This is a genomic window from Achromobacter sp. PD1, from assembly GCF_048541815.1.
Taxonomy (GTDB): domain Bacteria; phylum Pseudomonadota; class Gammaproteobacteria; order Burkholderiales; family Burkholderiaceae_B; genus Achromobacter; species Achromobacter bronchisepticus_A.
In genome coordinates, this window is record NZ_CP183349.1 from 1,179,534 (window position 1) to 1,201,240 (window position 21,707).

Here is a 21,707-nt window from a genome sequence, read left to right on the forward strand (position 1 = left end):
TGACGCCCCAAGACGGGCAATCGGAATCGGTAATGCAACTCTCCCTGAGCCGGAACACGGCGACTTCACTGGGCTTGCTGGCGGTGCTGCTGTGGGGCACCGTGGTTGGCCTGATCCGCAGTGTCAGCGAAAGCTTTGGGCCGGTCGGCGGCGCCGCGCTCATTTACACGGCGGGTTCGGCGTTCCTCGTGCTGCTGCTGGGCTTTCCGAAGCTGCGGACCTTTCCGCGTTCCTATCTCATCGTCGGCAGCCTGCTGTTCGTTGCCTACGAGATCTGCCTGTCGCTTTCCCTGGGATTCGCTGCCAACCGTGGCCAGGCGATCGAGCTGGGCATCGTCAACTATCTCTGGCCTTGCTTTACCGTGATTCTGGCCATGCTCATCAATGGCCAGCGCGCCAACGCGTGGGTGGTGCCCGGCATACTGCTGTCGCTTGCCGGCATCGTCTGGGTCCTGGGCGGATCCGGCGGGCTTTCCTGGGAGCGCACCCTCGCCAACGTGTCCAGCAATCCCCTCAGTTATGGGCTGGCCTTCAGCGGCGCCGTGATCTGGGCCGTCTATTGCAACGTCACGACGCGATTCGCCGATGGCAAGAATGGCGTTGCCTTGTTCTTCATGCTGACCGCGCTTGCCCTGTGGATCAAGTACCTGTCGGGCGCCGAGCCTGCGCTGGCCTTCTCCTGGCCCGCCACGCTGGAGCTGCTGGTGACCGGCGGCGCCATGGCGGCGGGCTACGCGCTGTGGAACGTAGGGATACTCAAAGGCAACCTGACCTTGCTGGCCACGGCGTCCTACTTCACGCCGGTGTTTTCGACGTTCTTTGCTGCCGTGTGGCTGTCGACCCGTCTGAACGCATCATTCTGGCAGGGCGTGGCCATGGTGACCGCCGGGTCGCTGCTGTGCTGGGCCGCAACGCGCGGCAAAGCCGCCCGGGGCGCGTAGCCCCAGGCGCATGCGTTGCAATGATGGAATTATTCGATCAGCACGGTCTGCGCGACCGCGTATCCGAGCGGAATCAACAAGAGTGAAGCGAACAAGGAACTGGTGATCGCCGCCGAGATTCTCAGCCAGGGTTCGGACCCTGCGCTTTGAACCGTTTGAATCACCAACGCGACGATACCCACAACCATCAAACAGCTGATAACCACTGCTACATAAGTCATGTTGTCTCCGTCCTCGCCTGATTAAAGGGATGCGGCTGCCGCTGAGCGGTCTAGATGTTTGTATTGATTGTGCGCCTGTATTGGCGCAACAGGCCCTAGGGTTTTCCTGACGCGACGCGCGGTTTGTGGCGTTTTTGCTGCGGGGTCTGCAGCATGAATTCATGTGCGGTCGCAGCATTCATGGCCGTGTCGCCAGCACCGGGGTTGCGCCGGCGCGTCTTGCGCTACGATGGCGGCGTCGAGTCACGTTAAAGGCCGTCCCATGCCGCAACTGCGCCCAGGCACGCGCGCCACGTTGCAAGTCAGGCAACTGATGCCGGGAGAATTCGCCTGGATCATCACCTTGTTCGATCCCGAAACCGGCAATGTGCGCAGCACCAATTATTCGCCGAGGCGTTATGCCAGCCAGGACGAAGCCTCCGCCGCGGGCAAGGCTGCTGTCGTCGAATTTCTTGGCGGCGGCGGCCAGAAAGCCGCCGAACCGGCCAGGGACGGCAAGAGCAAATCCTGACCCTGCTGGCTGCGCATGCATGAAAGCCCTCGCGAAGAGGGCTTTTTTCGTTCAGGGGCCACAAGCCGGGAATGCGGTTTGCTGATGGGGCTGGGCGGCGCGCCAGGCGCCGCTTCAGGAGAACGCCATGTCCCAATCCATGCATCGCGAACCCGGTGGGGGCGACCCGCCCGCGCCCGACGATCCCGCCTTTCCCAATAATCCGCCGCCGGACGACCCGCCGCTCGATCCGACGCGGCCACGCAGCGATCCCGACGTCATCGATCCCGTGCAGCCGCCGCCGAATCCGCGCGCGCCCGGCACCATCGACCTGGCCTGAGCGTTGCGAGCAACGCGCAGGACATCATCCAAGGAGGCTTTATGCGTTCCATCTTGCTTTGGCTATTGGGCGTGCCCATTCCCATCATCATCCTGCTGGCGCTTTTCTGGCATTGACCCGCGAGGCTTTCCGCCGCGGCAGCGCGTATCCGCGCCGCCGCGATGAACCGTGAACAAGGAACAGATCCATGGAAAACGCAACTTCATTGAGCCAGCCCTATCCCGGAGGCGTGCCGCCGAGGGAATCTGCCATCTCCGCCGTCTCCTGGGCCGCGGTGATCGCGGGGGCGGTCATCGCCGCGGCCCTTTCGCTGGCGTTGTTCGCTGGCGGCACCGGGCTGGGCTTTCTTTCGGTTTCGCCCTGGAGCGGCGAGGGCGCGACCGCGCCCGCGATAGGCATCGGCCTCATCGTGTGGATGTTGGCCACGCAGATCGTCGCCTATGGCATCGGCGGCTACGTCGCGGGGCGGCTGCGCACCAAATGGGTCGACGTGCACTCGGACGAGGTTTACTTCCGCGACACGGCGCACGGCTTTCTGGTGTGGGCGTTGAGCGCGGTCGTAAGCGCGGTGTTGCTGGGCGCTTCCATCGCGGCCTTGGCTTCAGGCGTGGCGAAGGCGGGCGCTTCTGTCGCGGCAGGGGCCGGCACGGCTGCGACGGCCGCGGCAGCCGCCGCGGGCGGCAGTGACGGAATGGCGCAGATGCAGGGCTACTTCTCGGACGCCTTGCTGCGCTCGGAGCGGCCCGATGCCGGCGCCGACCGTAACGGCGCGAGAGTGGAGGTGGGCCGCATCATGGCGATGAGCGCGGCGCGCGGCTCGATGACGGGCGAGGACCGCGACTATGTCGTGAAGGTCGTGGCGGCGCAGACCGGCATGGAGCCGGCGGCGGCGCAGCGCCGCGTCGAGCAGGCCGTGCAGAACATGAAGCAAGCCGCCGACGACGCCCGGCAAAAGGCCAAGGAGGCCGCAGACCAGGCGCGCAAGGCCGCGGCCGCATTCGCGCTGTGGGGCTTCGCCTCGATGCTGATCGGCGCCTTCGTGGCCAGTCTGGCGGCGACCTGGGGCGGCCGGCGGCGCGACGCGGTGCGGCTGCCTTGACTGGAAGGCAGGCGCCGGGCTGCTCCCGTCAGGCAGCGGCCCGCGCCGGATCCGGACGCTTCTCGCCGAAGATGAACACGTGCGCGTAGCTGTCGTTCATGGCATGGCGCGCCTGTGTGACTCCCGGGATGGCCGGCGTCATGGGGGCAAACAGATCCCGCCATGCGATGTCCACCTCGAAGGGGGCGTGTTCGGGCGTATCGTTGTAGCCCAGGATCAAAAGCCCGCCAGGCTTGAGCACGCGATGGCATTGCTCCATCAGGCGTTCGAAATCGGCTCGCTCGTTGAGGCCCCAGCCGATCAAGCCATTGGCCACCACGACGTCGAACGAGGCTTCGGGGTAGAACGCCGACATGTTGGTTGCGCTTCCGATGGTGTGCCTGCCGGCTGGGCCGTAGATGGCTTGTTCGGGATCCATGTCCAGCGAATGGAAATCCATCTTCAGCAAGCGAGGGTAGTGCCAGGTGTATTCATGCATGCCGACGAACAGGCACTGCATGGGGCTGCTGGCCTGGGCAGCCGATTGGTTCAGGTAGCCGAATATCTGCTGTTCCAGGAAACTGCGATTCGGCGCCTTCAGCCGGAAATCAAAACCGCAACGTGCGGCCAGTTCTGGCGACCAATGAAATAGCCTCTTTTTTGCTCTACGGATAAGTCGGCGCAAGGGAATTTGATCGCTCCTGGGAGGTTGCTCGGGGTGGCGGCTGTGCGATGGCAAGTGAGGCTGTATGGTCCCCATGCCGGCGGCGATACCGCGTCGTGAGACAGGCTTCCTGCGACTAGAGTTCCGATGCGAAAACAAAAAGGGCGCCCACTTGTGTGGGCGCCCTTTGAATTCCTGGTGGCGCATCCCTGATTCGAACAGGGGACCTGCGGATTATGATTCCGTCGCTCTAACCGGCTGAGCTAATGCGCCATTTCGATCAACCTCTGGGTTTGCGTCACATCCGTGTCGCAATCAGTGATCAACGAAGAACGAAATTCTAGCACGAAATTTTTGACGCGTGCAAGCGATCCTCGGTCAAATTTCAAAGAAAGGCTTCAGGTGTCCCGCGCCAGCCGGATGCCAGAGAACTGCCAGCGGGCCTCGGGCGGGAAAAAATTGCGGTAACTGGGGCGGATGTGGTCCCTGGGGGTGGCGCAGGAGCCGCCTCGCAAGACGTACTGGTTGCACATGAACTTGCCGTTGTATTCGCCCACCGCGCCGCTGTCGGGCTTGAAGCCGGGGTAGGCATCGTAGGCGCTGGAGGTCCATTCCCAGGCGTCGCCGAATAGTTGCACGGGGCCGCCCGTGCCGCTGCGCGCGGGCGCCGGTCGCGTGTCCAGGTGGCCGTTCTCCAGCATGTTGGCGCGCCCGGCCAGCGCGCCTTCGGGCTGTTGGCGGGCGGCATGTTCCCATTCGGCTTCGCGCGGCAGCCGTACGCGCGCCCAGCGGGCGTAGGCGTCGGCCTCGAAATAGCTGACGTGCGTGACCGGCGCCTGCAGTTCGAGTTCCTGCATGCCGCGCAGCGTGAAGATGCGCCAATCGTCGCGCTGTCCTTCCCAGTAAAGCGGCGCGCGCCAGCCTTCGGCGCAGGCTATGTCCCAGCCCAGCGACAGCCAGAGTTCGGGCCGCTTGTAGCCGCCGTCCCGGATGAAGGCCAGGTATTCGTGCTGGGTCACCAACCGGTCGGCCAGGTGGAACGGGGCCAGCAGCAAGTCATGGGCTGGCCCCTCGTTGTCGAAACCGAAGCCATTGCCGTCATGGCCGATGCGGGTGATGCCGCCGCCATAGCGGGTCCAGCCGGCCGGTGTGGAAGGTGGCAGCGCGGGCGGGCCGGGCGCGACGTAGGCGGGTTTGAGCGGATTGGCCGACAGCATGTGCTTCAGGTCGGTCAGGATCAGCTCCTGGTGTTGTTGTTCGTGATTCAGGCCCAGTTCCAGCAAAGCGTCGAAGGCGGGGTCGTTGCCGCCCAGGCGCGAGATCAGCTCGTGCATGGCGCCGTCCACATGCCGGCGGTAGTGCTGTACTTCCGCCAGCGCGGGACGCGACAGCAGGCCGCGGCGCGGACGCGGATGCTTGGCGCCGACGGCGTTGTAGTAGGAGTTGAACAGCATGCGGTACTGCGGATGGAACACCGCATAGGACGGGTGAAAGCGCGTCAGCAAAAAGGTCTCGAAGAACCAGGTGGTGTGGGCCAGATGCCATTTGACCGGGCTGCAGTCCGGCATGGATTGCACCTGGCAATCCTCGGGACTCAGCGGGGCGGCCAGGGCCGTGCTGGTGGAGCGCACCGCGTCGTAGCGGTCGTGCTGGCCCGCCTGGCCGGCAGCGTAAGGTCCGGTGGCAGGGTGAGTCAGCAGGCACGCAGGTTCCATGGCGATCCTCCAGTGGCGTTGAGGGCAGGCCCGCTTTACGCGCGGGCGCTGAAAATCGAGAACCAGCCGCGGGAATCCGACCAGTGCGCGACGTCGCGGTAGCCGGCGCTTTGCAGCAGGTCGGCGAAGGCTTGGGGAGTGAACTTGTAGGAGTTTTCAGTGTGGATGCGTTCGCCGGCGCTGAACGCGCGCGCGCCGCCCGGCCACGCCACGCGCACCGCGCGCAGCGCTTCCAGATGCATTTCGATGCGCGAGTCGGCGCTGTTGAACAGCGCCACGTGGCGCCAGTCGTCCACGTCGAAATCGGCGTCCAGCACGCTGTTCACGTGCCGCAGCAGGTTCAGGTTGAAGGCTGCGGTCAGGTGCAGCGCGTCGTCGTAGGCGGGCTCCAGTACTTGTTTGGGCTTGACGCGGTCCACCCCGACCAGCAAGCCGCCGCCCGCGCATTGCTCGCGGATGCGCCGCAGCATGGCGTGCGCGTCCGCGGGGCTGAGATTGCCGATGCTGGAACCGGGATAGAAGAACAGCCGCTGTTCGGCCGGAATGCTGGCGGGCAGGGCCAACGCGTGCGTAAAGTCCTGGCCGATAGCGGTGATCTGCAGGTCGGGGTAGGACAGCTGCAGGCGGCGCACCGCGGCTTGCAGGTAGTCGGCCGAAATGTCGATGGGCACGTAATGGCGCGGGCGCAGGCTGGGGAACAGGCGTTCGGCCTTGACGCAATCGCCCGCGCCCAGGTCGATCATGGAGAGCACCGGTCCGACGCGGCGCGCAATGTCGGCGCCGTGGCGCTGGAAGATCTCCGACTCGCAGCGCGTCGGGTAATACTCCGGGAGCTGTGTGATCGCGGTAAAGAGCGCCGAGCCCAGCGCGTCATAGAGGAACTTGGGATCGATGTGCGCGTGGCGCGCCAGCAAGCCTTCGTGCAGTTCAAGCTGCTCGGCGCTGGGAGGCTGCGGCGCTTGCGCGATGAATTTCGGCGCGGCGGGGGCAAACAGTGCGGAAGGCGAAACCATGCGTCCTGTTCCTTTTCTGTCGCCGGGACTGCCCGCCGTGGGTGCGCCCAGGATGGGGCGGCGGGCGGTCGGGAGGCGCGGCGTTGGGAGGCTCAGACCAGGCGGTTCTGGCGCATTGCAAAAGTCTATTGTGGCGGTCAGGGCGGGGCCGGTGTCAAGCGCCAAGCCGCTGAATGCAATGGATTTTTACGAATTTGAAAGACGGCATGCAAGCTCCGGCTCCGGCCTGCGGGGCGCGCGCTTCCGATACCTTTGCTTGCGTTGAAATATCGGTTTACGGCTGGTTGCCAAAGCTCTGGCGGCCGCGGCCGTTGATGGTCACAATGGGACTCTTCAATGCGCGGCGCGCTTCGGGTACCGAGCGTGCTGCATTGCGTCAGGCGGCCCGACTCCGCGAGGCCCAACAACTACAAAGGAGCGACCATGAACCGAAAGCACCAACGCGCCGAAATGGCCCTGCATCGTGAGCGCGTCAGCGACAGCTTCCACGAGCTGCTCGCCGGCACGGAAGACCTGTTGCGCTCGACGGCGTCGTACACCGGCTCCGAGATCGAGGCGGCGCGCGCCCGCCTGAGGCGCCAATTGGCCGACGCGCGCGAGTCCGCCGGCGATTGGGAGGGCGCGGCGCGGGAACGCGCGCGCCGCGCAACCGCCTATGCTGACGAGTACGTGCATGAACATGCCTGGAAGTCGGTGGGCGTGGCGGCGCTGGTGGGCGCCTTGCTAGGCTGCCTCCTGGCGTCGGGCGGCCGCCGCTAAGCCCTGACGCCATGAAGCCGCCCGGGGCTGCGCGCCGGTCGGGACTGCGGCGGGATTGGCGGGCGTGGATGGCCCGCGCACACCGGTTGCTGCTGCCGCTGGCGTGTGCGGTCTGGCTTGCGGCCTGCGCCAGCGTTCCTGATTCGCAGGAGCGCCGCGCGCGCGCATCGCAGGCCAGCCTGTCTTCCGACGCGGCCTCGGACAGCTATCGCCGCGGGCAGGGCATCGCCGCGGACCCGCGGACTCCCAAGGGCGACTTTCTCGCGCGTCACCTTGCCGTCGAGCGAGCAGTCAGCGGCGCGCCCCTGGTTGCCGGCAACCGTGTCCGGCTGCTGGCGGACGGCCCCAGCACCTACCGCGCCATGCTGCATTCCATCGCGCAGGCTCGCCGGTACGTGCACATGGAAACCTATATCTTCGATGACGATGCCGAAGGTTCGCGCTTTGCCGAAGCTCTGATCGCGGCGCGCAATCGCGGCGCCGAAGTGTCCTTGATGGTCGACGCGGTCGGCACGATCAAGACGCCCGATGCCTTGTTCCAGCGCCTGCGCGATGCGGGCGTACAGGTGGCGATCTTCAATCCGGTCAACCCGGCGAGCGGCCGCGCGGGCTGGTCGCCGAACCAGCGCAACCATCGCAAGGTGCTGGTCGTGGACGGCAAGGTCGGCTACCTGGGCGGCATCAACGTCAGCAGCGTCTACGAGTCTTCCCCGAGTTCGGGATCGGGTAGCGGAGGCAGTGCAGGCAAGGCGGACGCGCCAGCGGCCGCCGACGCCCGGGCGGCGCCCTGGCGCGACACGCATCTGCGCATCGAAGGGCCTGCCGTGGCCCAACTGGAGCAGGTCATCCGCGCGGGTTGGGAGTCCCAGTCCGAGGAGCCGATCAAGGGGGGCGATTCGCAGGTGGCGCCGCCCGTGGGTGCAACGACGGTGCGGATACTGGCCAATCAGCCGGACCGCAGCGATGGCTACACCGTCTACCTGACGCTGATGTCGGCGTTTGAAAGCGCACAGGAATACATCCATATCACCATGGCGTACTTCGTGCCGGATCCCGCCTTCATCGAAGTCCTGACGGACGCGGCCCGGCGTGGCGTCGACGTGGCGCTGGTGCTGCCCGGCTTCAGCGACTCGTCGCTAGTGTTCCATGCGGGACGTTCGCACTATACGGACCTGCTCAAGGCCGGCGTGAAAATCTACGAGCGGCGCGATGCGCTCTTGCATGCCAAGACCGCGGTGGTGGACGGCGTGTGGTCCACGGTGGGGTCCAGCAACCTGGATTGGCGCAGCTTTGCGCTGAACTACGAAATCAATGCCGTGGTGCTGGGGCCTGAATTCGCGGCCGAAATGGAGGCGCTGTTCCAGCGCGACGTCGCCGATTCGGTGCGGATCACGCCCGAGGCCTGGCAAGCCAGGGGCGTGGGTGACCGTTCGATGGAGTTCTTCTCGCGCATGTTCGAGCGCTGGCTGTAGCGCCCGGCGGCAGCCGGATCAGACTTGCGCGGCGGCCGGCGCAGCATGGGCGGCATGCTCTTGCGCCAATGCGGTGGTGATGTCGTGGGTCGGCTGGAACGAACTGGCCTGGGCCATGGCCCAGCCCGCGCGGAACACCTGATGGCGGAATTCGCCGCGCAGCAGTTCGCCCGGCGCGAGTTCCGGGAACAGCGCCGACAGCAGCCGGATTTCACTGGAGGAGATGCGGCGTGCGATATGGTGCGGGCGCAGTTGGCCGGGGTGGGTCAGGCCGGCCGCGGCCAGCAGTTCCGCCAGCGCATGCAGCGTATTGCGGTGGAAGTTGGCGACGCGCTGCGCCTTGTCCGGTACCACCAGCGCGCGCTGGCGCAGCGGGTCCTGCGTGGTGACGCCGGTGGGGCATTTGCCGGTGTGGCAGGCTTGCGCCTGGATGCAGCCGATGGCGAACATGAAGCCGCGCGCGGCGTTGCACCAGTCCGCGCCCATGGCCATGACACGGGCCATATCGAAAGCGGTGATGATCTTGCCGGATGCGCCCAGCTTGATGCGGTCGCGCAGGTTCACGCCGATCAGCGTGTTGTGGACCAGGCGCAGCGCTTCGCGCAGCGGCGTGCCGACGTGGTCGACGAACTCCACGGGCGCGGCGCCGGTGCCGCCTTCGGCCCCGTCCACCACGATGAAATCCGGCGTGATGCCGGTTTCCAGCATGGCCTTGACGATGGCGAACCACTCCCACGGGTGGCCCACGCAGAACTTGAAGCCCACCGGCTTGCCGCCGGACAGTTCGCGCAGGCGCGCCACGAACTTCATCAGGCCGATGGGCGTATCGAAGGCGGAATGGGTGGCCGGCGAATTGCAGTCCTGCCAGGCCACGACGCCGCGCGCTTCGGCGATCTCCGGCGTCACCTTGCCGGCGGGCAGGATGCCGCCATGGCCGGGCTTTGCGCCCTGCGACAGCTTGATCTCGATCATCTTGACCTGCGGCGTACAGGCATTCTTGACGAAAGCCTCTTCGGAGAACGCGCCGTGTTCGTCGCGGCAACCGAAGTAGCCCGAGCCGATGTTCCAGACCAGGCTGCCGCCCGGTTGGCGGTGGTAGCGGCTGATGCCGCCTTCACCGGTGTCGTGCGCGAAGTCGCCCTGGCGCGCGCCTTCGTTCAGGGCCAGGATGGCATTGGCCGACAAGGCGCCAAAGCTCATGGCCGACACGTTGAACGCGGACATGGAGTAGGGCTGCTTGCACTCGGGGCCGCCCACCGTGACGCGGAAGTCGGTGTCGGGGATTTGCGAGGGCGACATGGAATGGTTGATCCATTCGTAGCGGTCGCCGTAGACGTCTTCCTGGGTGCCAAAGGGACGCTTGTCGATCTCGCGCTTGGCGCGCTGGTAGACGATGGAGCGCTGCGCGCGCGAGAACGGCGCGGCCTGCGTGTCGTCTTCCAGGAAGTACTGGCGGATCTCGGGCCGGATGAATTCGAACAGGAAGCGCAGATTGCCCAGGACCGGATAGTTGCGGCGGATGGCGTGGCGCGTTTGCGCCAGGTCATAGACGCCCAGCGCGGCCAGCAGTGTCAGCGGCACGGCCAGCCAAAGCCACCCGGGCGAGCTGGCCGCGGCCAGGGCGGCGGTAACTGCGGCGCCGATCAGGGTCAGTAAAAAAGCCGTGTAGCGGCCGAAAATCCAGCTCATGTCCATCTCCGTATTTCGGGATGGAGCAACCATACACCAGGAGCTGTCCCGCCGTGCCAGCGGACAGCCCTGGAATACTGTTTCTCAGCAGCTGGACGCCGCCGGGGTCTTCTCGACGGCGAGGCCGAAGGCGGGGCGCAGGCGCACACCCAGGGCGCTGCCGGCGAAGGCGGCCGGCAGCCACAGCCAGGCATGCAGGCTGCCCGACAGGATGCCGCTGAAGTAGGCGCCGATATTGCAGCCGAAGGCCAGGCGCGAACCATAGCCCAGCAGCAGGCCGCCGATGACGGCGCCGGCCAGCGAGCGGGCCGGCACCTTCCAGATGGGCGCGAACTTGCCGGCGGCGCTGGCCGCGGCCAGCGCGCCCAGCATCAGGCCGATGTCCATGACGGTGGTGACGTCCTGGCGCAGCGGCGCGGCCAGCGAGGGCTGCTTGGCCCAGTAGGCCCAGGTGGCCACGTCGCCGCCCAAGGCGTCGAGGGTCTTGGCGCCCCACAGCGCGAAGGCGGACGTGATGCCCCAGGGGCGGCCAGCCAGCGCCAGCGTGGCGAAGTTCAGCACAACCAGCGCCACGCCGCCCCAGATCAGCGGCCAGGGGCCTTGCAGCAGGGAGGCCGGGCGCGCGGTGCGCGAGGCGAACGAGATCACATGGCCGTGGCGGCGCTTCTCCAGCGCCGTGGCCGCCCACGCGATCAGCGCGAACACGGCCAGGTTGATGGCCAGCGCGGGCGCCAGGCCCCAGGTCTTGATCAGCGAGGTCGGCGCCAGCGCCGGCAGGCTCGACCACCAGCCGAAGTTGGCGGTCGCAATGACCGAGCCGATGATGAAGAACAGCAGCGTGACCACCATGCGGGTGTTGCCGCCGCCGACCGCGAACAGCGTACCCGAGGCGCAGCCGCCGCCCAGCTGCATGCCGATGCCGAACAGGAAGGCGCCCAGCAGGACAGAGACTCCCGGGGGCGACACGAAGCCGCTGACGGGTTGGCCAAACAGCGTGCCGGCCGCCAGGAAGGGGAAGAACAGCAGCACGCCCGCGGCCAGCATCAGCATCTGCGCGCGCAGCCCCGCGCCGCGGCGGTCGGACACGAACACGCGCCAGGCCTGCGTGAAGCCGAAGGAGGCGTGGTACAGGGTCACGCCCAGCAGGGCGCCGACGATCCACAGCGCGCCCTGGCGCCAGCTGACGGTCTCGTGCAGGTACAGGGCGCCCGCCAGCACCAGCAGCAGGGCGATCCAGAGCGGCTTGCGGTTGATCTGGATGGGCGGCAGGGCCGAGGAAGGCAGGGGGAGAGTCGAGGCGTTGGTGCTCATGGGCGAGTCCCGGAACTTGATACGTAAGAAAGCAAAACGGGCGCGCGCAGGCACCCGTGTGATGGTTGGAAGTCTAAAGCGGTGGACGGCTGGATCAAAACACCAATTAATGCCTTTTATATAACTAAAAGCTATATGGAGTTTACTGCAGGCGCCAAGCCAGCGCGGCCAGCGTCAGCAGCAGCACTGGCAACGTCAGCACGATGCCGACCTTGAAGTAGTAGCCCCAGGTGATGCGCAGACCCTTGCGCGCCAGCACGTGCAGCCACAGCAGCGTGGCCAGGCTGCCGATAGGCGTGATCTTGGGCCCCAGATCGCTGCCGATGATGTTGGCGTAGATCATTGCGTCCTTCACGGCTCCCGTGGCGCTGGTGTCCGCGATCGACAGCGCGCCCACCAGCACGGTAGGCAGGTTGTTCATGATGGACGACAGGAAGGCGGTGATGAGGCCCGTGCCCATCGCCGCGCCCCAGACGCCGTATTCCGCGCAGCGGTCCAGCACTTGCGCCAGGTGCGCAGTCAGGCCGGCGTTGCGCAGGCCATACACCACCAGGTACATGCCCAGCGAGAACACCACGATGTGCCAGGGCGCCTCGCGCATGATGCGGCGCGTGCCGACGATGTGCTGCCGTCCCGCGATCAGCAGCAGGCCCAGCGCGCCGACGGCGGCGATGGCGCTGACCGGGATGCCCATGGGTTCCAGGATGAAAAAGCCCGCCAGCAGCAGGGTCAGCACGACCCAGCCGGCGCGGAAGGTGGTCAGGTCGCGGATGGCGGACGCGGGCGCGGGCAACTGGCTCACGTCGTAGCGCGGCGGAATGCTGCGGTGGAAAAACAGCAGCAGCACCCCCAGCGTGGACGCCACGGCCATCAGGTTCACCGGCAGCATTACCGATGCGTACTCGCCGAAGCCGATATTGAAGAAGTCGGCCGACACGATGTTGACCAGGTTGGATACGATCAGCGCGATGCTGCCCGTGTCCGCGATGAAGCCCGCGGCCATCACGAAGGCCAGCGATGCGCCGGGGCCGAAGCCCAGCGCCACCAGCATTTCCATGACGATGGGCGTAAGGATCAGCGCCGCGCCGTCGTTGGCGAACAGCGCGGACACGGCGGCGCCCAGCAGCACGATCAATACGAACAGCAGCCGGCCGCGGCCGCCGCCCCAGCGCGCCACGTGCAGCGCGGACCATTCGAAAAAGCCGGCCTCGTCCAGGATCAGGCTGGTGACGATGATGGCGATGAAGGTGGCGGTCGCGTTCCAGACAATGCGCCAGACATCCGCGATGTCGGCCAGATGGACCACGCCCGTGGCCAGGGCAAGCGCCGCGCCCAGCACGGCGCTCCAGCCGATCGACAGGCCCCTGGGCTGCCAGATGACCAGCGTGATGGTGAGTACGAAGATGGCGACGGCGAGCAACATGATGAAGAGCAATCAGGAGATCGGGTGTGCGCTGATCCAGGCGACCAGCAGGCTGACGGTCAGCACCGATGCGACGGTGGAAACCAGGATGGCGCGCGAGGTCACGCGGGCGTCGCGGCCGTACATCTGGGCCAGCATGAAAGGGCCGGTGCCGATGGGCAGCGCGCTCATCAGCACGGCGGTCCAGGCCCACACTGGCGGCATGGCGAAGACGTAGAACGCCAGCACTGCCGTGACGGCGGGCTGCAGCAGCAGCTTGCCGGCGACCAGGCGCATGACGCCGGGTCCCGAGCTGGACGTCTCCGTCTGCGCCAGGAACAGGCCGATCGTGACCAGGGCGCAGGGACTGGCGGACGCGCCCAGCAAGGCTACGTAGCGGTCCACGCCCTCCGGCAGCGCGAGGCCGGTGAAAGCCCAGGCCAGGCCCAGCAGCGGCGCCGCCAGCAGCGGGTTGCGTAGCAGCGCGCGGCCGACCTTGAACAGGGTCAAGGACAGGTTGGGCGTCTGCTGGCGGTCGAACTCGATCAAGGCGATGGCGAAGCCGAACAGCACGCTGGCGGTGAGCAGGGTGGTGAATGTGGCGGGCGCCATGCTGTCAGGGCCCAACAGCGCCAGGCACAGCGGAATGCCCATGTAGCCGGCGTTGGCATAGGACGCGGCCAGGCCCTGGATGCCACGGTCGGTCAGCGCGCGCTGCGTGCGGCGCGCGCCGAGAAACGAGGCCAGGAACGTGACGGCGATGCCACCCGCGAAGGCGCCCACGAAACCCCAGTGCGCCATGTGCGTCAGGTCCACCTGCGTCATGGCGCGGAACAGCAGCGCGGGCAGCGACAAATAGACGACATAGCGGTTCAGCGCGTCGGTGGCGCCGGCGCCCAGGATGCGCCAACGGGCGGCTAGCCAGCCGGTCAGGATCAGCGCGAAGACCGGCAGGGCGGAGGTAACGACAGCGTTCATGGGCAGGGATCTGGTGGGGCGCTCATTCTACTTGGCGGCGGTGCGTGCCGTGCGCGTCACCAGCAGGATGCCGAGCGCCGCCAACGCCATGCCCGGCCAGGCCAGCGCGGGAATGGCTTCGCCCAGGATGATCAGCGCAATGATGGCGGTGCAAGGCGGCACCAGGAAGAACAGCGCCGACACGCGCGAGGCCTCGCCGTAGCGGATCATGGTCAGCAGCAAGGTGATCGCGACCAGCGAATTGCCCACGACCAGGTAAGCCAGCGAACCCAGCAGGGGCCCGGTCCATTCGATGTGCATCGGCTCCAGCCAGAACGCCAGCGGCGCGGTGGCGATCAGGCCGACCGCGTACTGCACCATGTTCGAGGTGACGGGATGCGTCTGCACGCCAAAGCGCTTTTCATACAGCGTGCCGCCGGTGATGCAGAGCAGGGCGCTGATGGCGAACGCCAGGCCCAGCGGAGAGATCACGTCGATCGAGGCCTTGGCGATGATCACGAGCGCCGCGCCCGATACCCCCAGCCCCAAGCCTGCCCAACGGCGGGCATCGACCTTCTCGTGCGCAATCACCGGCGCCAGCAGGCCGATCAGGATGGGTTGCAGCGACGTGATCAGCGCCAGGGCGCCGGCCGACATCCCCTGTTTGAGCGAAAGGTAGGTAAAGCAGAAGTAGCCTGCCTGCAACAGCAGCCCGACCATCGCCAGGTGGCCCCAGGCACTGGTGCCGCGCGGCAGCGGCGGGCGCAGGAACAGCATGAAGGGCGCAAGTATCAGCACCACGCAGGCGTAGCGCAGCGCCAGGAACGTCATGGGGTCGGCATAGGCCAGGCCCACTTTGAGCACAACGAAACCGCTGGACCAGAGAAGCAGGAAGAGCGCGGGCGCGGCTTTCAACCAGGCGGGGGGAGCGGCAGGCGGCATGTGGGGGAACATGGACGACGTGGGCAAGCCGCGATCGTACCCCCTTTTGGCCATTGTTCATCCCTGCCAAAATGGGGTTTAGGATTCTTTTATTCATTTGCTGCACGCGAGGGATGGACATGTCGACCAACAAACAAGCAACGGTGCGTATCGCCCTGGGAACCTGGGACCGTTTGCGCGACGACGCGTATTCGGTGCGCCACGAAGTGTTCGTCGTCGAACAGAAAGTGCCGCCCGAGGTCGAGCTGGACGACGATGACGCCGTGTCGGTACACGCCGTGGCATACGGCCCGGACGGCACGCCGATGGGCACGGGCCGGCTTCTGCCCGATGGCCATATCGGCCGCATGGCGGTCCACAAGAAGGCCCGTGGCATGGGCGTCGGCAGTCAGTTGCTGGACGCGTTGATCGAACAGGGGCATGGCGACGGCCATCGCATGCTGGTGCTGCACGCGCAGACGCACGCGGCGGGCTTCTACCAAGCCCATGGCTTCAATGTGGAAGGCGAGGAATTCGTCGAGGCCGGTATTCCGCACGTGGTCATGACCCGCGTGCTGAAGTAAGGCGGGCCGCCCGGCTCAAAGCGTCTGCCTGTGAGCCGGGCCGGGCAATCAAACAGGCTGGATAAAGAAAAGGGCCGGACAAAGAAAAAACCCCGGACGCTTACGCGTTCGGGGTTTTTTTGGCGCATCACGCAGGTACCTCGTGATGTAATAATTGGTGCCCAGGAGAGGACTCGAACCTCCACACCTTGCGGCACATGGACCTGAACCATGCGCGTCTACCAATTCCGCCACCTGGGCGCTGATGCTTTACTTGTCGCTTCGCTTTCGCGTTGTTTCTTGTTCAGCAGCAGAGGAATGAGATTATGCACACTTTTTTTGAAGTGTGCAAGTCGTGTGGCTTTTTTTTCATATTTTTTTGCTGCCGGGCCGCTTTCGAACTTTCGATATAGTGTCGCCCCATGTCCCGTACCCTCTGCACGCGTTGTCTGCGTCCTCTATCGCACTGCCTGTGCGCGCTGATTCCCTCGCTTTCCTGCCGCACCCAAGTGGTGGTGCTGCAGCATCCGAGCGAGGCGCGCCACGCCTTGAACACCGCGAGGCTGGCTGTGCTGGGTCTGGATGGCGCGCGCCGCGTCGTTGGCGAATATTTTTCGGAAGACGATTGGGCGTTGCCGGGCTATCTGCCGCGCCTGCTGTTTCCGGGCGAAGGCGCTGAGGTACTGACGCCGGGCTATGGGCAGGAGCTTGGCGCGCCGATCAGATTGATCGTGCCCGACGGCACCTGGGGGCATGCGCGCAAGCTGCTGCATATCAATCCCGGGCTTGCCGCCTTGCCGCGCGTGATGCTGCCTGCGGGACTTTCCACGCGCTACCGGGTTCGCCACGCCGACGTGCCAGGTGCGCTGTCGACGATAGAGGCTGTGACGCATGCCTTGAATGCGCTTGAGGCGCCGATGAATTTCGATGCGTTGTTAAAGCCTTTCGAGGCCTTGATCGACGGTCAGATCGACGGCATGGGCGCCGACCTGTATGCGCGGCATCATTTGAATCGCAAGGTGCCGTGGCGTTGAAGCGACGAGGGTAGGGCGATGCAAAGCAAAAGCCCCGGAAATCTTGCGATTTCCGGGGCTTTTTAGCTTTTGCCATCAAGACCGGCTTGCATGGTCTTGATTGAAATTCCGTGGTGCCCAGGAGAGGACTCGAACCTCCACACCTTGCGGCACATGGACCTGAACCATGCGCGTCTACCAATTCCGCCACCTGGGCACTGAGAGATACTGTCAGAAGTATGTGATACGCTGCCGCTCTAGTTGCATCGCTTCAGTTAAAACACATTAACTAAAACATGCGTCCAAAGTGCAGTTGGTTCTACAATAAGGTTTTTAAGCAACTTGCTTTTCAAACCCCGGCTGGGTTTTAAACTTCCCGGCCCTTCTGACCATTTTCTGCTTCAGTGTTCAGCCTTGGGCGAACCACAGAAGCTGCGCATTATATACGGAAATTTTAGCTTTGGCAAAACGATCGAATAACGAATCGAATAACAACAGATCAACACCCTTGCCCGAAGCGCCGCCGGACTTCGATCCTGATGTCCCGTCCCGTGAAGCCATCCTGAAAGCGCTGCGCGCCGCAGGCTCGCCGCTGTCTCCGGTGGAACTGGCCGAACGCATGGGCGTCGAGCGCGCCGCGACGATGGTGGGATTTGAGCGCCGCCTGGGCGCCATGGAGCGCGACGGCCAATTGATGCCCAACCGCAAGGGCGTGTTGCTGCTGGCCACCAAACTGGACTTCGTTGCCGGCAAGGTGCTGGGGCATCGCGACGGCTTCGGCTTCCTGCTGCGTGATGACGGCGGCCCGGACCTGTTCCTGTCGCCGCGCGAAATGCTCAAGGTGCTGCATGGCGACCGCGTACTGGTAAAGCCCACTGGCGAATACCGCGGCAAGCCGGAAGGCACCATCGTCGAAGTCATTGAGCGCCGTACCAACAAGCTGGTGGGGCGCTTCCTGCACGAGCATGGCCTGTCCATCGTCGTGCCCGAGGACCAGCGCATCAAGCATGACATCCTGATTCCGCCCAGCGACACCAACGGCGCCCAACATGGGCAGGTGGTCGCGGTTGAAATCATGGAGCAGCCCACGCGCCATACGCAGCCGCTGGGCCGTGTGGCCGAGGTGCTGGGTGAGATCGACGATCCTGGCATGGAGATCGAGATCGCGGTGCGCAAGTTCGACGTGCCGGTCGATTTCTCCGAGGCCGCGCTCAAGCAGGCCGCCCGCCTGCCGGACGTGGTCAGGAAGACCGATCTCAAGGACCGCGTCGACCTGCGCGACGTGCCGCTCATCACCATCGACGGCGAGGACGCGCGCGACTTCGACGACGCGGTGTACTGTGAACCCGTGGAGCTGGGCACGGGTCAGCGCAAGCGTCCGGGCTGGCGCCTGCTGGTGGCCATCGCCGACGTCAGCCACTATGTGCGTCCGGGTGACGCCCTGGACGACGACGCGATCGAACGCGGCACCAGCGTGTACTTCCCGCGCCGGGTCATCCCGATGCTGCCGGAGTCCCTGTCCAACGGCTTGTGTTCGCTGAACCCGGACGTCGACCGCCTGGTGCTGGTTTGCGACATGGTCATTCCGGCCAGCGGCGCCAAGGCCGGCACCGTCACCGCCTACCAGTTCTATAACGCGGTCATGCACTCGCATGCGCGCACCACCTATACGAACATCTGGGCCGCCCTGCAGCAGCCCGGCGGTCCGGCCGCGCACGCCATGCGCAGCGTCATGCCCCAGGTCCAGCACCTGTACGAACTCTTTCAACTGCTGGCGCAAGGGCGCAAGAAGCGCGGCGCCATCGACTTCGACACGGTCGAAACCAAGATCGTCTGCAACGAGCTCGGCCGCATCGAACAGATCGTGCCGTCGGTGCGCAACGATGCCCACAAGCTGATTGAAGAATGCATGCTGGCCGCCAATACCTGCGCGGCCGACTTCATGGCCCGCAGCAAGCATCCCGGCCTGTACCGCATCCACGAAGGCCCCACGCCCGAGCGCCTGCAATCGCTGCGCGAGTTCCTGCGCACCATGGGCCTGTCGCTGGGCGGCGGCGAGACGCCCACGGCCAAGGATTACGGCGATTTCCTGGATTCGGTGCGCGGACGCCCCGACTACCAGCTATTGCAGACGATGTGCCTGCGCTCCATGCAGCAGGCGGTCTACAGCCCCGACAACATGGGCCACTTCGGCCTGTCCTATCCCGGCTACAGCCACTTCACCTCGCCCATCCGCCGCTATCCCGACCTGCTGACGCATCGTGTCATCAAGGCGTTGCTGGCTGGTCAGCGCTACGTGCCCAGCCTGGAAGACCAGCCCGTGGTGATCGGCCGCACGCAGCGCGAGCACGAACATGCCATCTGGGAAAAGATGGGCCTGGTGCTGTCTGCCAGCGAGCGCCGCGCCGACGAGGCGTCGCGCGACGTCGAGGCCTGGCTCAAGTGCTGGTTCGTCAAGGAACGCGTGGGCGAGGACTTCAGCGGCACCGTTACCGGCGTCGCCAGCTTCGGCATCTTCGTCACGCTGGATACCCTGCACGTCGAAGGGCTGGTGCATGTTTCCGAGCTGGGCGGCGAGTACTTCCAGTTCAACGACGCCCTGCACGAGTTGCGCGGCGAGCGTACCGGCATGCGTTACCGCCTGACCGACAAGGTGCAGGTGCAGGTGTCGCGCGTGGACCTCGAAGCCCGCCGCATCGAGTTCCGCCTGGTGCAGGGCACCAGCTTCGACGCCTTGCGCAAGGCCTCGGCCCGCAGTCCGGACGAGTCTTCCCGCCGCGTCAAGAAGGCAGCGTCGCCCAAGCCCGCCGCCCTGAAGGGCCAAACCGCCAAGGAGCGGCGCGCCGAGGCCAAGAAGGCCAGCAAGCCGCCGCGGGCGCCCAAGGCATCCAAGCGCGCCGCGCCGGCCAAGAAGGCCGCGCACAAGCGCCACTGACACTTCCTTATGGCGCGGCCGTCGTAGGGCGGCCGCGCCATAAGGGGTAACATTGCATCTATGGCCGGCTTGGTCCGGTGGCCCGCCCCGCTCTGGGGCGGGTATTCGTTTATCTAAAGGTATTGCATTTATGGCGTCGACCCAAGTCCTGGCCGGGTTTCACGCGGTTGTTGCGCGGCTGCGCCACGCGCCCGACTCGATCAAGGAAATCTATGTAGAGGCGTCGCGCCGCGACAAGCGGATGCAGACGTTCATCGAGCAAGCCGAAAAAGCGGGCTGCCGCCTGCATCCGGTCCCCATGGAGCGTCTGGACGGGCTATCCCGCGGCACCCGCCATCAGGGCGTGGTGGCGCTGGCCGAAGAGCGCCAGCTGGCGGTGGACGTCGATGAGGTGCTCGACGTCATCGACGGTCCGCCGCTGCTGTTGATCCTGGATGGCGTGACCGATCCCCACAACCTGGGCGCCTGCCTGCGCACCGCGGATGCCGCCGGCGTGCACGCCGTCATCGCGCCGCGCGACCGGGCCGTCGGCCTGAACGCGACCGTGCAGCGCGTGGCGTGCGGCGCGGCCGATACGGTGCCCTATCTGATGGTGACCAACCTGGCGCGCACCATGCGCAGCCTGAAGGACCGCGGCGTGTGGCTGGTGGGCACGGACGACCAGGCCACCGACAGCATGCACCAGATCGATGCGCGCCAGCCCATGGCCTGGGTCATGGGGGCGGAAGGCGAGGGCATGCGCCGCCTGACGCGGGAAACCTGCGATCAACTGGTGAACATTCCCATGCTGGGTTCGGTGGAAAGCCTGAACGTCAGCGTGGCCAGCGCCGTCTGCCTCTATGAAACCGTGCGCCAGCGCCGTTCCTGATTCATCCGTCTTGCCTATCTTGTAGACCACACCCTCTTCGCGTCAGCCCATCATGCACCAGAACGGCTTTACCACCACGATCCTCCATTCCGACCGCAAGCAATCCGTCGAGCACGGAGCGGTGCACAAGCCCATGCATCCGTCCTCGGAGTTCGCCTACGAAGACGCGCGCGAGCTGGCCGCGGTTTTCCAGGGCAAGGCCGGCTTCACCTACGCCCGCCAAGGCACGCCCACCACCACCGCGCTGGAGGCCAAGGTCAACCAGATGGAGGGCGGCAAGGGCACGGTCAGCTTCGCGACCGGCATGGCCGCGCTGGCTGCCATCTTCACCACGCTGCTGCGCCGCGGCGATCACCTGGTGTCCAGCCAGTTCGTGTTCGGCAACACCAACAGCCTGCTGGGCACGCTGCTGGAGCTGGGCGTGGAGATCACCTTCGTGGACGCAACCGATTCGGCGCAGGTGCGCGCGGCGATCCAGCCCAACACCCGCATGGTTTTCACCGAAACCATCGCCAACCCGGGCACGCAAGTTGCTGACCTGGCCGTGATCGGGGAAATCTGCCGCGAGAAGGGTCTGGTCTATGTCGTCGACAACACCTTGACCTCGCCCTGGATGTTCCGGCCGGTCTCGGTCGGGGCGTCCCTGGTGATGAACTCGCTGTCCAAATACATTGGCGGTCATGGCAATGCATTGGGTGGCGCCGTCACGGACACGGGGCTGTATGACTGGTCGAACTACTCGAACATCTACGAGGCCTATCGCAAGGGGCCGTCCACCAGTTGGGGGCTTACGCAGGTCAAGAAGAAGGGTCTGCGCGACATGGGAGGCACCTTGGCGGCCGAACCCGCGCACCGCATCGCGGTGGGTGCCGAGACCCTGGCCCTGCGCATGGCCAAGCACTGCGCCAACGCGCTGGCGCTGGCGCGCTTCCTGGAGGATCATCCGGGCGTGGCCAAGGTGCATTACCCCGGGCTTGCCAGCCACCCGCAGCATGCGCGCGCGGCGGCGCTGTTCGGCTCGCGCTTCGGCGGCCTGCTGGGCGTCGAGCTGGCGGACGGGGTGGACTGCTTCGATTTCCTGAACCGCCTGCGCATCGTGCTGATGGCGACCCACCTGGGCGATACGCGTAGCCTGGCGCTGCCTGCCGCCCACACCATCTATTACGAAATGGGCGCCGAGCGCCGTAAGCAAATGGGCATCGCGGACAGTCTCATCCGCGTGTCCGTGGGCATCGAAGACGAGGCCGATCTGCTGTTTGATTTCGATCAGGCGCTCAACGGTTGCCTGCAGGGATAATGCGGCACGCGCGCGGCCGGTGGCCGGGCGCGCTTGCAACGCAATCGGGATAGCGCCC

Annotated in this window: 20 protein-coding genes and 3 tRNA genes; 11 read left to right on the top strand and 12 right to left on the bottom strand. The window is 65.8% G+C overall.

The window, feature by feature from the left end; all coding sequences use genetic code 11:
* Positions 1–32: 32 nt before the first annotated feature.
* The gene (gene yddG / locus ACM1PE_RS05455; protein WP_059378536.1) at positions 33–941 is read left to right on the top strand and encodes an aromatic amino acid DMT transporter YddG; all 909 of its coding nucleotides are present in this window, start codon (positions 33–35) and stop codon (positions 939–941) included.
* Between the two features lie 29 nt (positions 942–970).
* Here the strand turns inward: yddG and ACM1PE_RS05460 are convergent, their stop codons facing one another.
* Positions 971–1,162, bottom strand: a complete 192-nt coding sequence (locus tag ACM1PE_RS05460) for a hypothetical protein (protein WP_054451113.1) — start codon at positions 1,160–1,162, stop codon at positions 971–973.
* Positions 1,163–1,424: 262 nt separating this feature from the next.
* On the opposite strand from ACM1PE_RS05460, the gene ACM1PE_RS05465 reads away from it, so the two are divergent.
* From ACM1PE_RS05465 to ACM1PE_RS05475, 3 genes are all read left to right on the top strand, one after another.
* Positions 1,425–1,673, top strand: coding sequence for a hypothetical protein (locus tag ACM1PE_RS05465; protein WP_059378534.1), 249 nt, complete (start codon positions 1,425–1,427; stop codon positions 1,671–1,673).
* Positions 1,674–1,800: 127 nt separating this feature from the next.
* Positions 1,801–1,992 carry a hypothetical protein gene (locus tag ACM1PE_RS05470; RefSeq protein WP_118932212.1) on the top strand — a complete coding sequence of 64 codons (192 nt, stop codon included), beginning with the start codon at positions 1,801–1,803 and terminating at the stop codon, positions 1,990–1,992.
* Between the two features lie 187 nt (positions 1,993–2,179).
* Entirely contained in the window at positions 2,180–3,091 is a 912-nt protein-coding gene (locus ACM1PE_RS05475; RefSeq protein ID WP_251877160.1) for a hypothetical protein, read from the top strand.
* 28 nt (positions 3,092–3,119) lie between these two features.
* Here the strand turns inward: ACM1PE_RS05475 and ACM1PE_RS05480 are convergent, their stop codons facing one another.
* The 4 genes from ACM1PE_RS05480 to egtD all read right to left on the bottom strand — a co-directional run bounded on the left by ACM1PE_RS05480 (position 3,120) and on the right by egtD (position 6,462).
* Positions 3,120–3,590: a class I SAM-dependent methyltransferase gene (locus ACM1PE_RS05480; protein ID WP_419342650.1), complete on the bottom strand. Its 471-nt coding sequence runs from the start codon at positions 3,588–3,590 to the stop codon at positions 3,120–3,122.
* Positions 3,591–3,930: 340 nt separating this feature from the next.
* Positions 3,931–4,007 (bottom strand) — tRNA-Met (locus ACM1PE_RS05485).
* 125 nt (positions 4,008–4,132) lie between these two features.
* The gene (gene egtB, locus ACM1PE_RS05490) at positions 4,133–5,449 is read right to left on the bottom strand and encodes an ergothioneine biosynthesis protein EgtB (RefSeq protein ID WP_419342651.1); all 1,317 of its coding nucleotides are present in this window, start codon (positions 5,447–5,449) and stop codon (positions 4,133–4,135) included.
* A gap of 35 nt (positions 5,450–5,484) precedes the next feature.
* The gene (egtD, locus tag ACM1PE_RS05495) at positions 5,485–6,462 is read right to left on the bottom strand and encodes an L-histidine N(alpha)-methyltransferase (RefSeq protein ID WP_419342652.1); all 978 of its coding nucleotides are present in this window, start codon (positions 6,460–6,462) and stop codon (positions 5,485–5,487) included.
* A gap of 423 nt (positions 6,463–6,885) precedes the next feature.
* On the opposite strand from egtD, the gene ACM1PE_RS05500 reads away from it, so the two are divergent.
* Both ACM1PE_RS05500 and ACM1PE_RS05505 read left to right on the top strand, forming a co-directional pair.
* Positions 6,886–7,221, top strand: a complete 336-nt coding sequence (locus ACM1PE_RS05500) for a DUF883 family protein (protein WP_419342653.1) — start codon at positions 6,886–6,888, stop codon at positions 7,219–7,221.
* Positions 7,222–7,289: 68 nt separating this feature from the next.
* Positions 7,290–8,693 (top strand): phospholipase D-like domain-containing protein, encoded by a 1,404-nt coding sequence (locus tag ACM1PE_RS05505; RefSeq protein WP_419342654.1) that lies wholly within the window; start codon positions 7,290–7,292, stop codon positions 8,691–8,693.
* Between the two features lie 18 nt (positions 8,694–8,711).
* Here ACM1PE_RS05505 and ACM1PE_RS05510 read toward each other — a convergent pair whose 3' ends face one another.
* The 5 genes from ACM1PE_RS05510 to ACM1PE_RS05530 all read right to left on the bottom strand — a co-directional run bounded on the left by ACM1PE_RS05510 (position 8,712) and on the right by ACM1PE_RS05530 (position 14,994).
* On the bottom strand, positions 8,712–10,382 hold the full coding sequence (locus tag ACM1PE_RS05510) for an FMN-binding glutamate synthase family protein (protein ID WP_419342655.1): 1,671 nt from the start codon (positions 10,380–10,382) through the stop codon (positions 8,712–8,714).
* Between the two features lie 84 nt (positions 10,383–10,466).
* The gene (locus ACM1PE_RS05515; protein WP_059378521.1) at positions 10,467–11,693 is read right to left on the bottom strand and encodes a YeeE/YedE family protein; all 1,227 of its coding nucleotides are present in this window, start codon (positions 11,691–11,693) and stop codon (positions 10,467–10,469) included.
* Positions 11,694–11,835: 142 nt separating this feature from the next.
* Positions 11,836–13,116, bottom strand: coding sequence for an arsenic transporter (locus tag ACM1PE_RS05520; protein ID WP_059378560.1), 1,281 nt, complete (start codon positions 13,114–13,116; stop codon positions 11,836–11,838).
* Positions 13,117–13,128: 12 nt separating this feature from the next.
* A complete protein-coding gene (locus ACM1PE_RS05525; RefSeq protein WP_059378520.1) occupies positions 13,129–14,073 on the bottom strand; it encodes an AEC family transporter in 945 nt (314 codons plus the stop codon).
* A 27-nt stretch (positions 14,074–14,100) separates the two neighbouring features.
* Complete coding sequence (locus ACM1PE_RS05530; protein WP_419343815.1) at positions 14,101–14,994, bottom strand: DMT family transporter; 894 nt, start codon at positions 14,992–14,994, stop codon at positions 14,101–14,103.
* Between the two features lie 113 nt (positions 14,995–15,107).
* On the opposite strand from ACM1PE_RS05530, the gene ACM1PE_RS05535 reads away from it, so the two are divergent.
* Positions 15,108–15,557, top strand: a complete 450-nt coding sequence (locus ACM1PE_RS05535; RefSeq protein ID WP_373428999.1) for a GNAT family N-acetyltransferase — start codon at positions 15,108–15,110, stop codon at positions 15,555–15,557.
* 155 nt (positions 15,558–15,712) lie between these two features.
* Here the strand turns inward: ACM1PE_RS05535 and ACM1PE_RS05540 are convergent.
* Positions 15,713–15,797: transfer RNA gene (locus ACM1PE_RS05540), tRNA-Leu, on the bottom strand.
* Positions 15,798–15,958: 161 nt separating this feature from the next.
* Here ACM1PE_RS05540 and ACM1PE_RS05545 point away from each other — a divergent pair.
* Positions 15,959–16,570 (top strand): tRNA-uridine aminocarboxypropyltransferase, encoded by a 612-nt coding sequence (locus ACM1PE_RS05545; protein WP_059378518.1) that lies wholly within the window; start codon positions 15,959–15,961, stop codon positions 16,568–16,570.
* Between the two features lie 111 nt (positions 16,571–16,681).
* Here the strand turns inward: ACM1PE_RS05545 and ACM1PE_RS05550 are convergent.
* A tRNA-Leu gene (locus ACM1PE_RS05550) sits at positions 16,682–16,766 on the bottom strand.
* 243 nt (positions 16,767–17,009) lie between these two features.
* On the opposite strand from ACM1PE_RS05550, the gene rnr reads away from it, so the two are divergent.
* The 3 genes from rnr (at position 17,010) to ACM1PE_RS05565 (ending at position 21,649) form a co-directional block, all read left to right on the top strand.
* Complete coding sequence (gene rnr, locus ACM1PE_RS05555) at positions 17,010–19,484, top strand: ribonuclease R (protein WP_059378517.1); 2,475 nt, start codon at positions 17,010–17,012, stop codon at positions 19,482–19,484.
* A 130-nt stretch (positions 19,485–19,614) separates the two neighbouring features.
* The gene (gene rlmB / locus ACM1PE_RS05560; protein ID WP_059378515.1) at positions 19,615–20,352 is read left to right on the top strand and encodes a 23S rRNA (guanosine(2251)-2'-O)-methyltransferase RlmB; all 738 of its coding nucleotides are present in this window, start codon (positions 19,615–19,617) and stop codon (positions 20,350–20,352) included.
* Positions 20,353–20,404: 52 nt separating this feature from the next.
* Positions 20,405–21,649, top strand: a complete 1,245-nt coding sequence (locus tag ACM1PE_RS05565; protein WP_118932219.1) for a cystathionine gamma-synthase family protein — start codon at positions 20,405–20,407, stop codon at positions 21,647–21,649.
* Positions 21,650–21,707 lie beyond the last annotated feature (58 nt).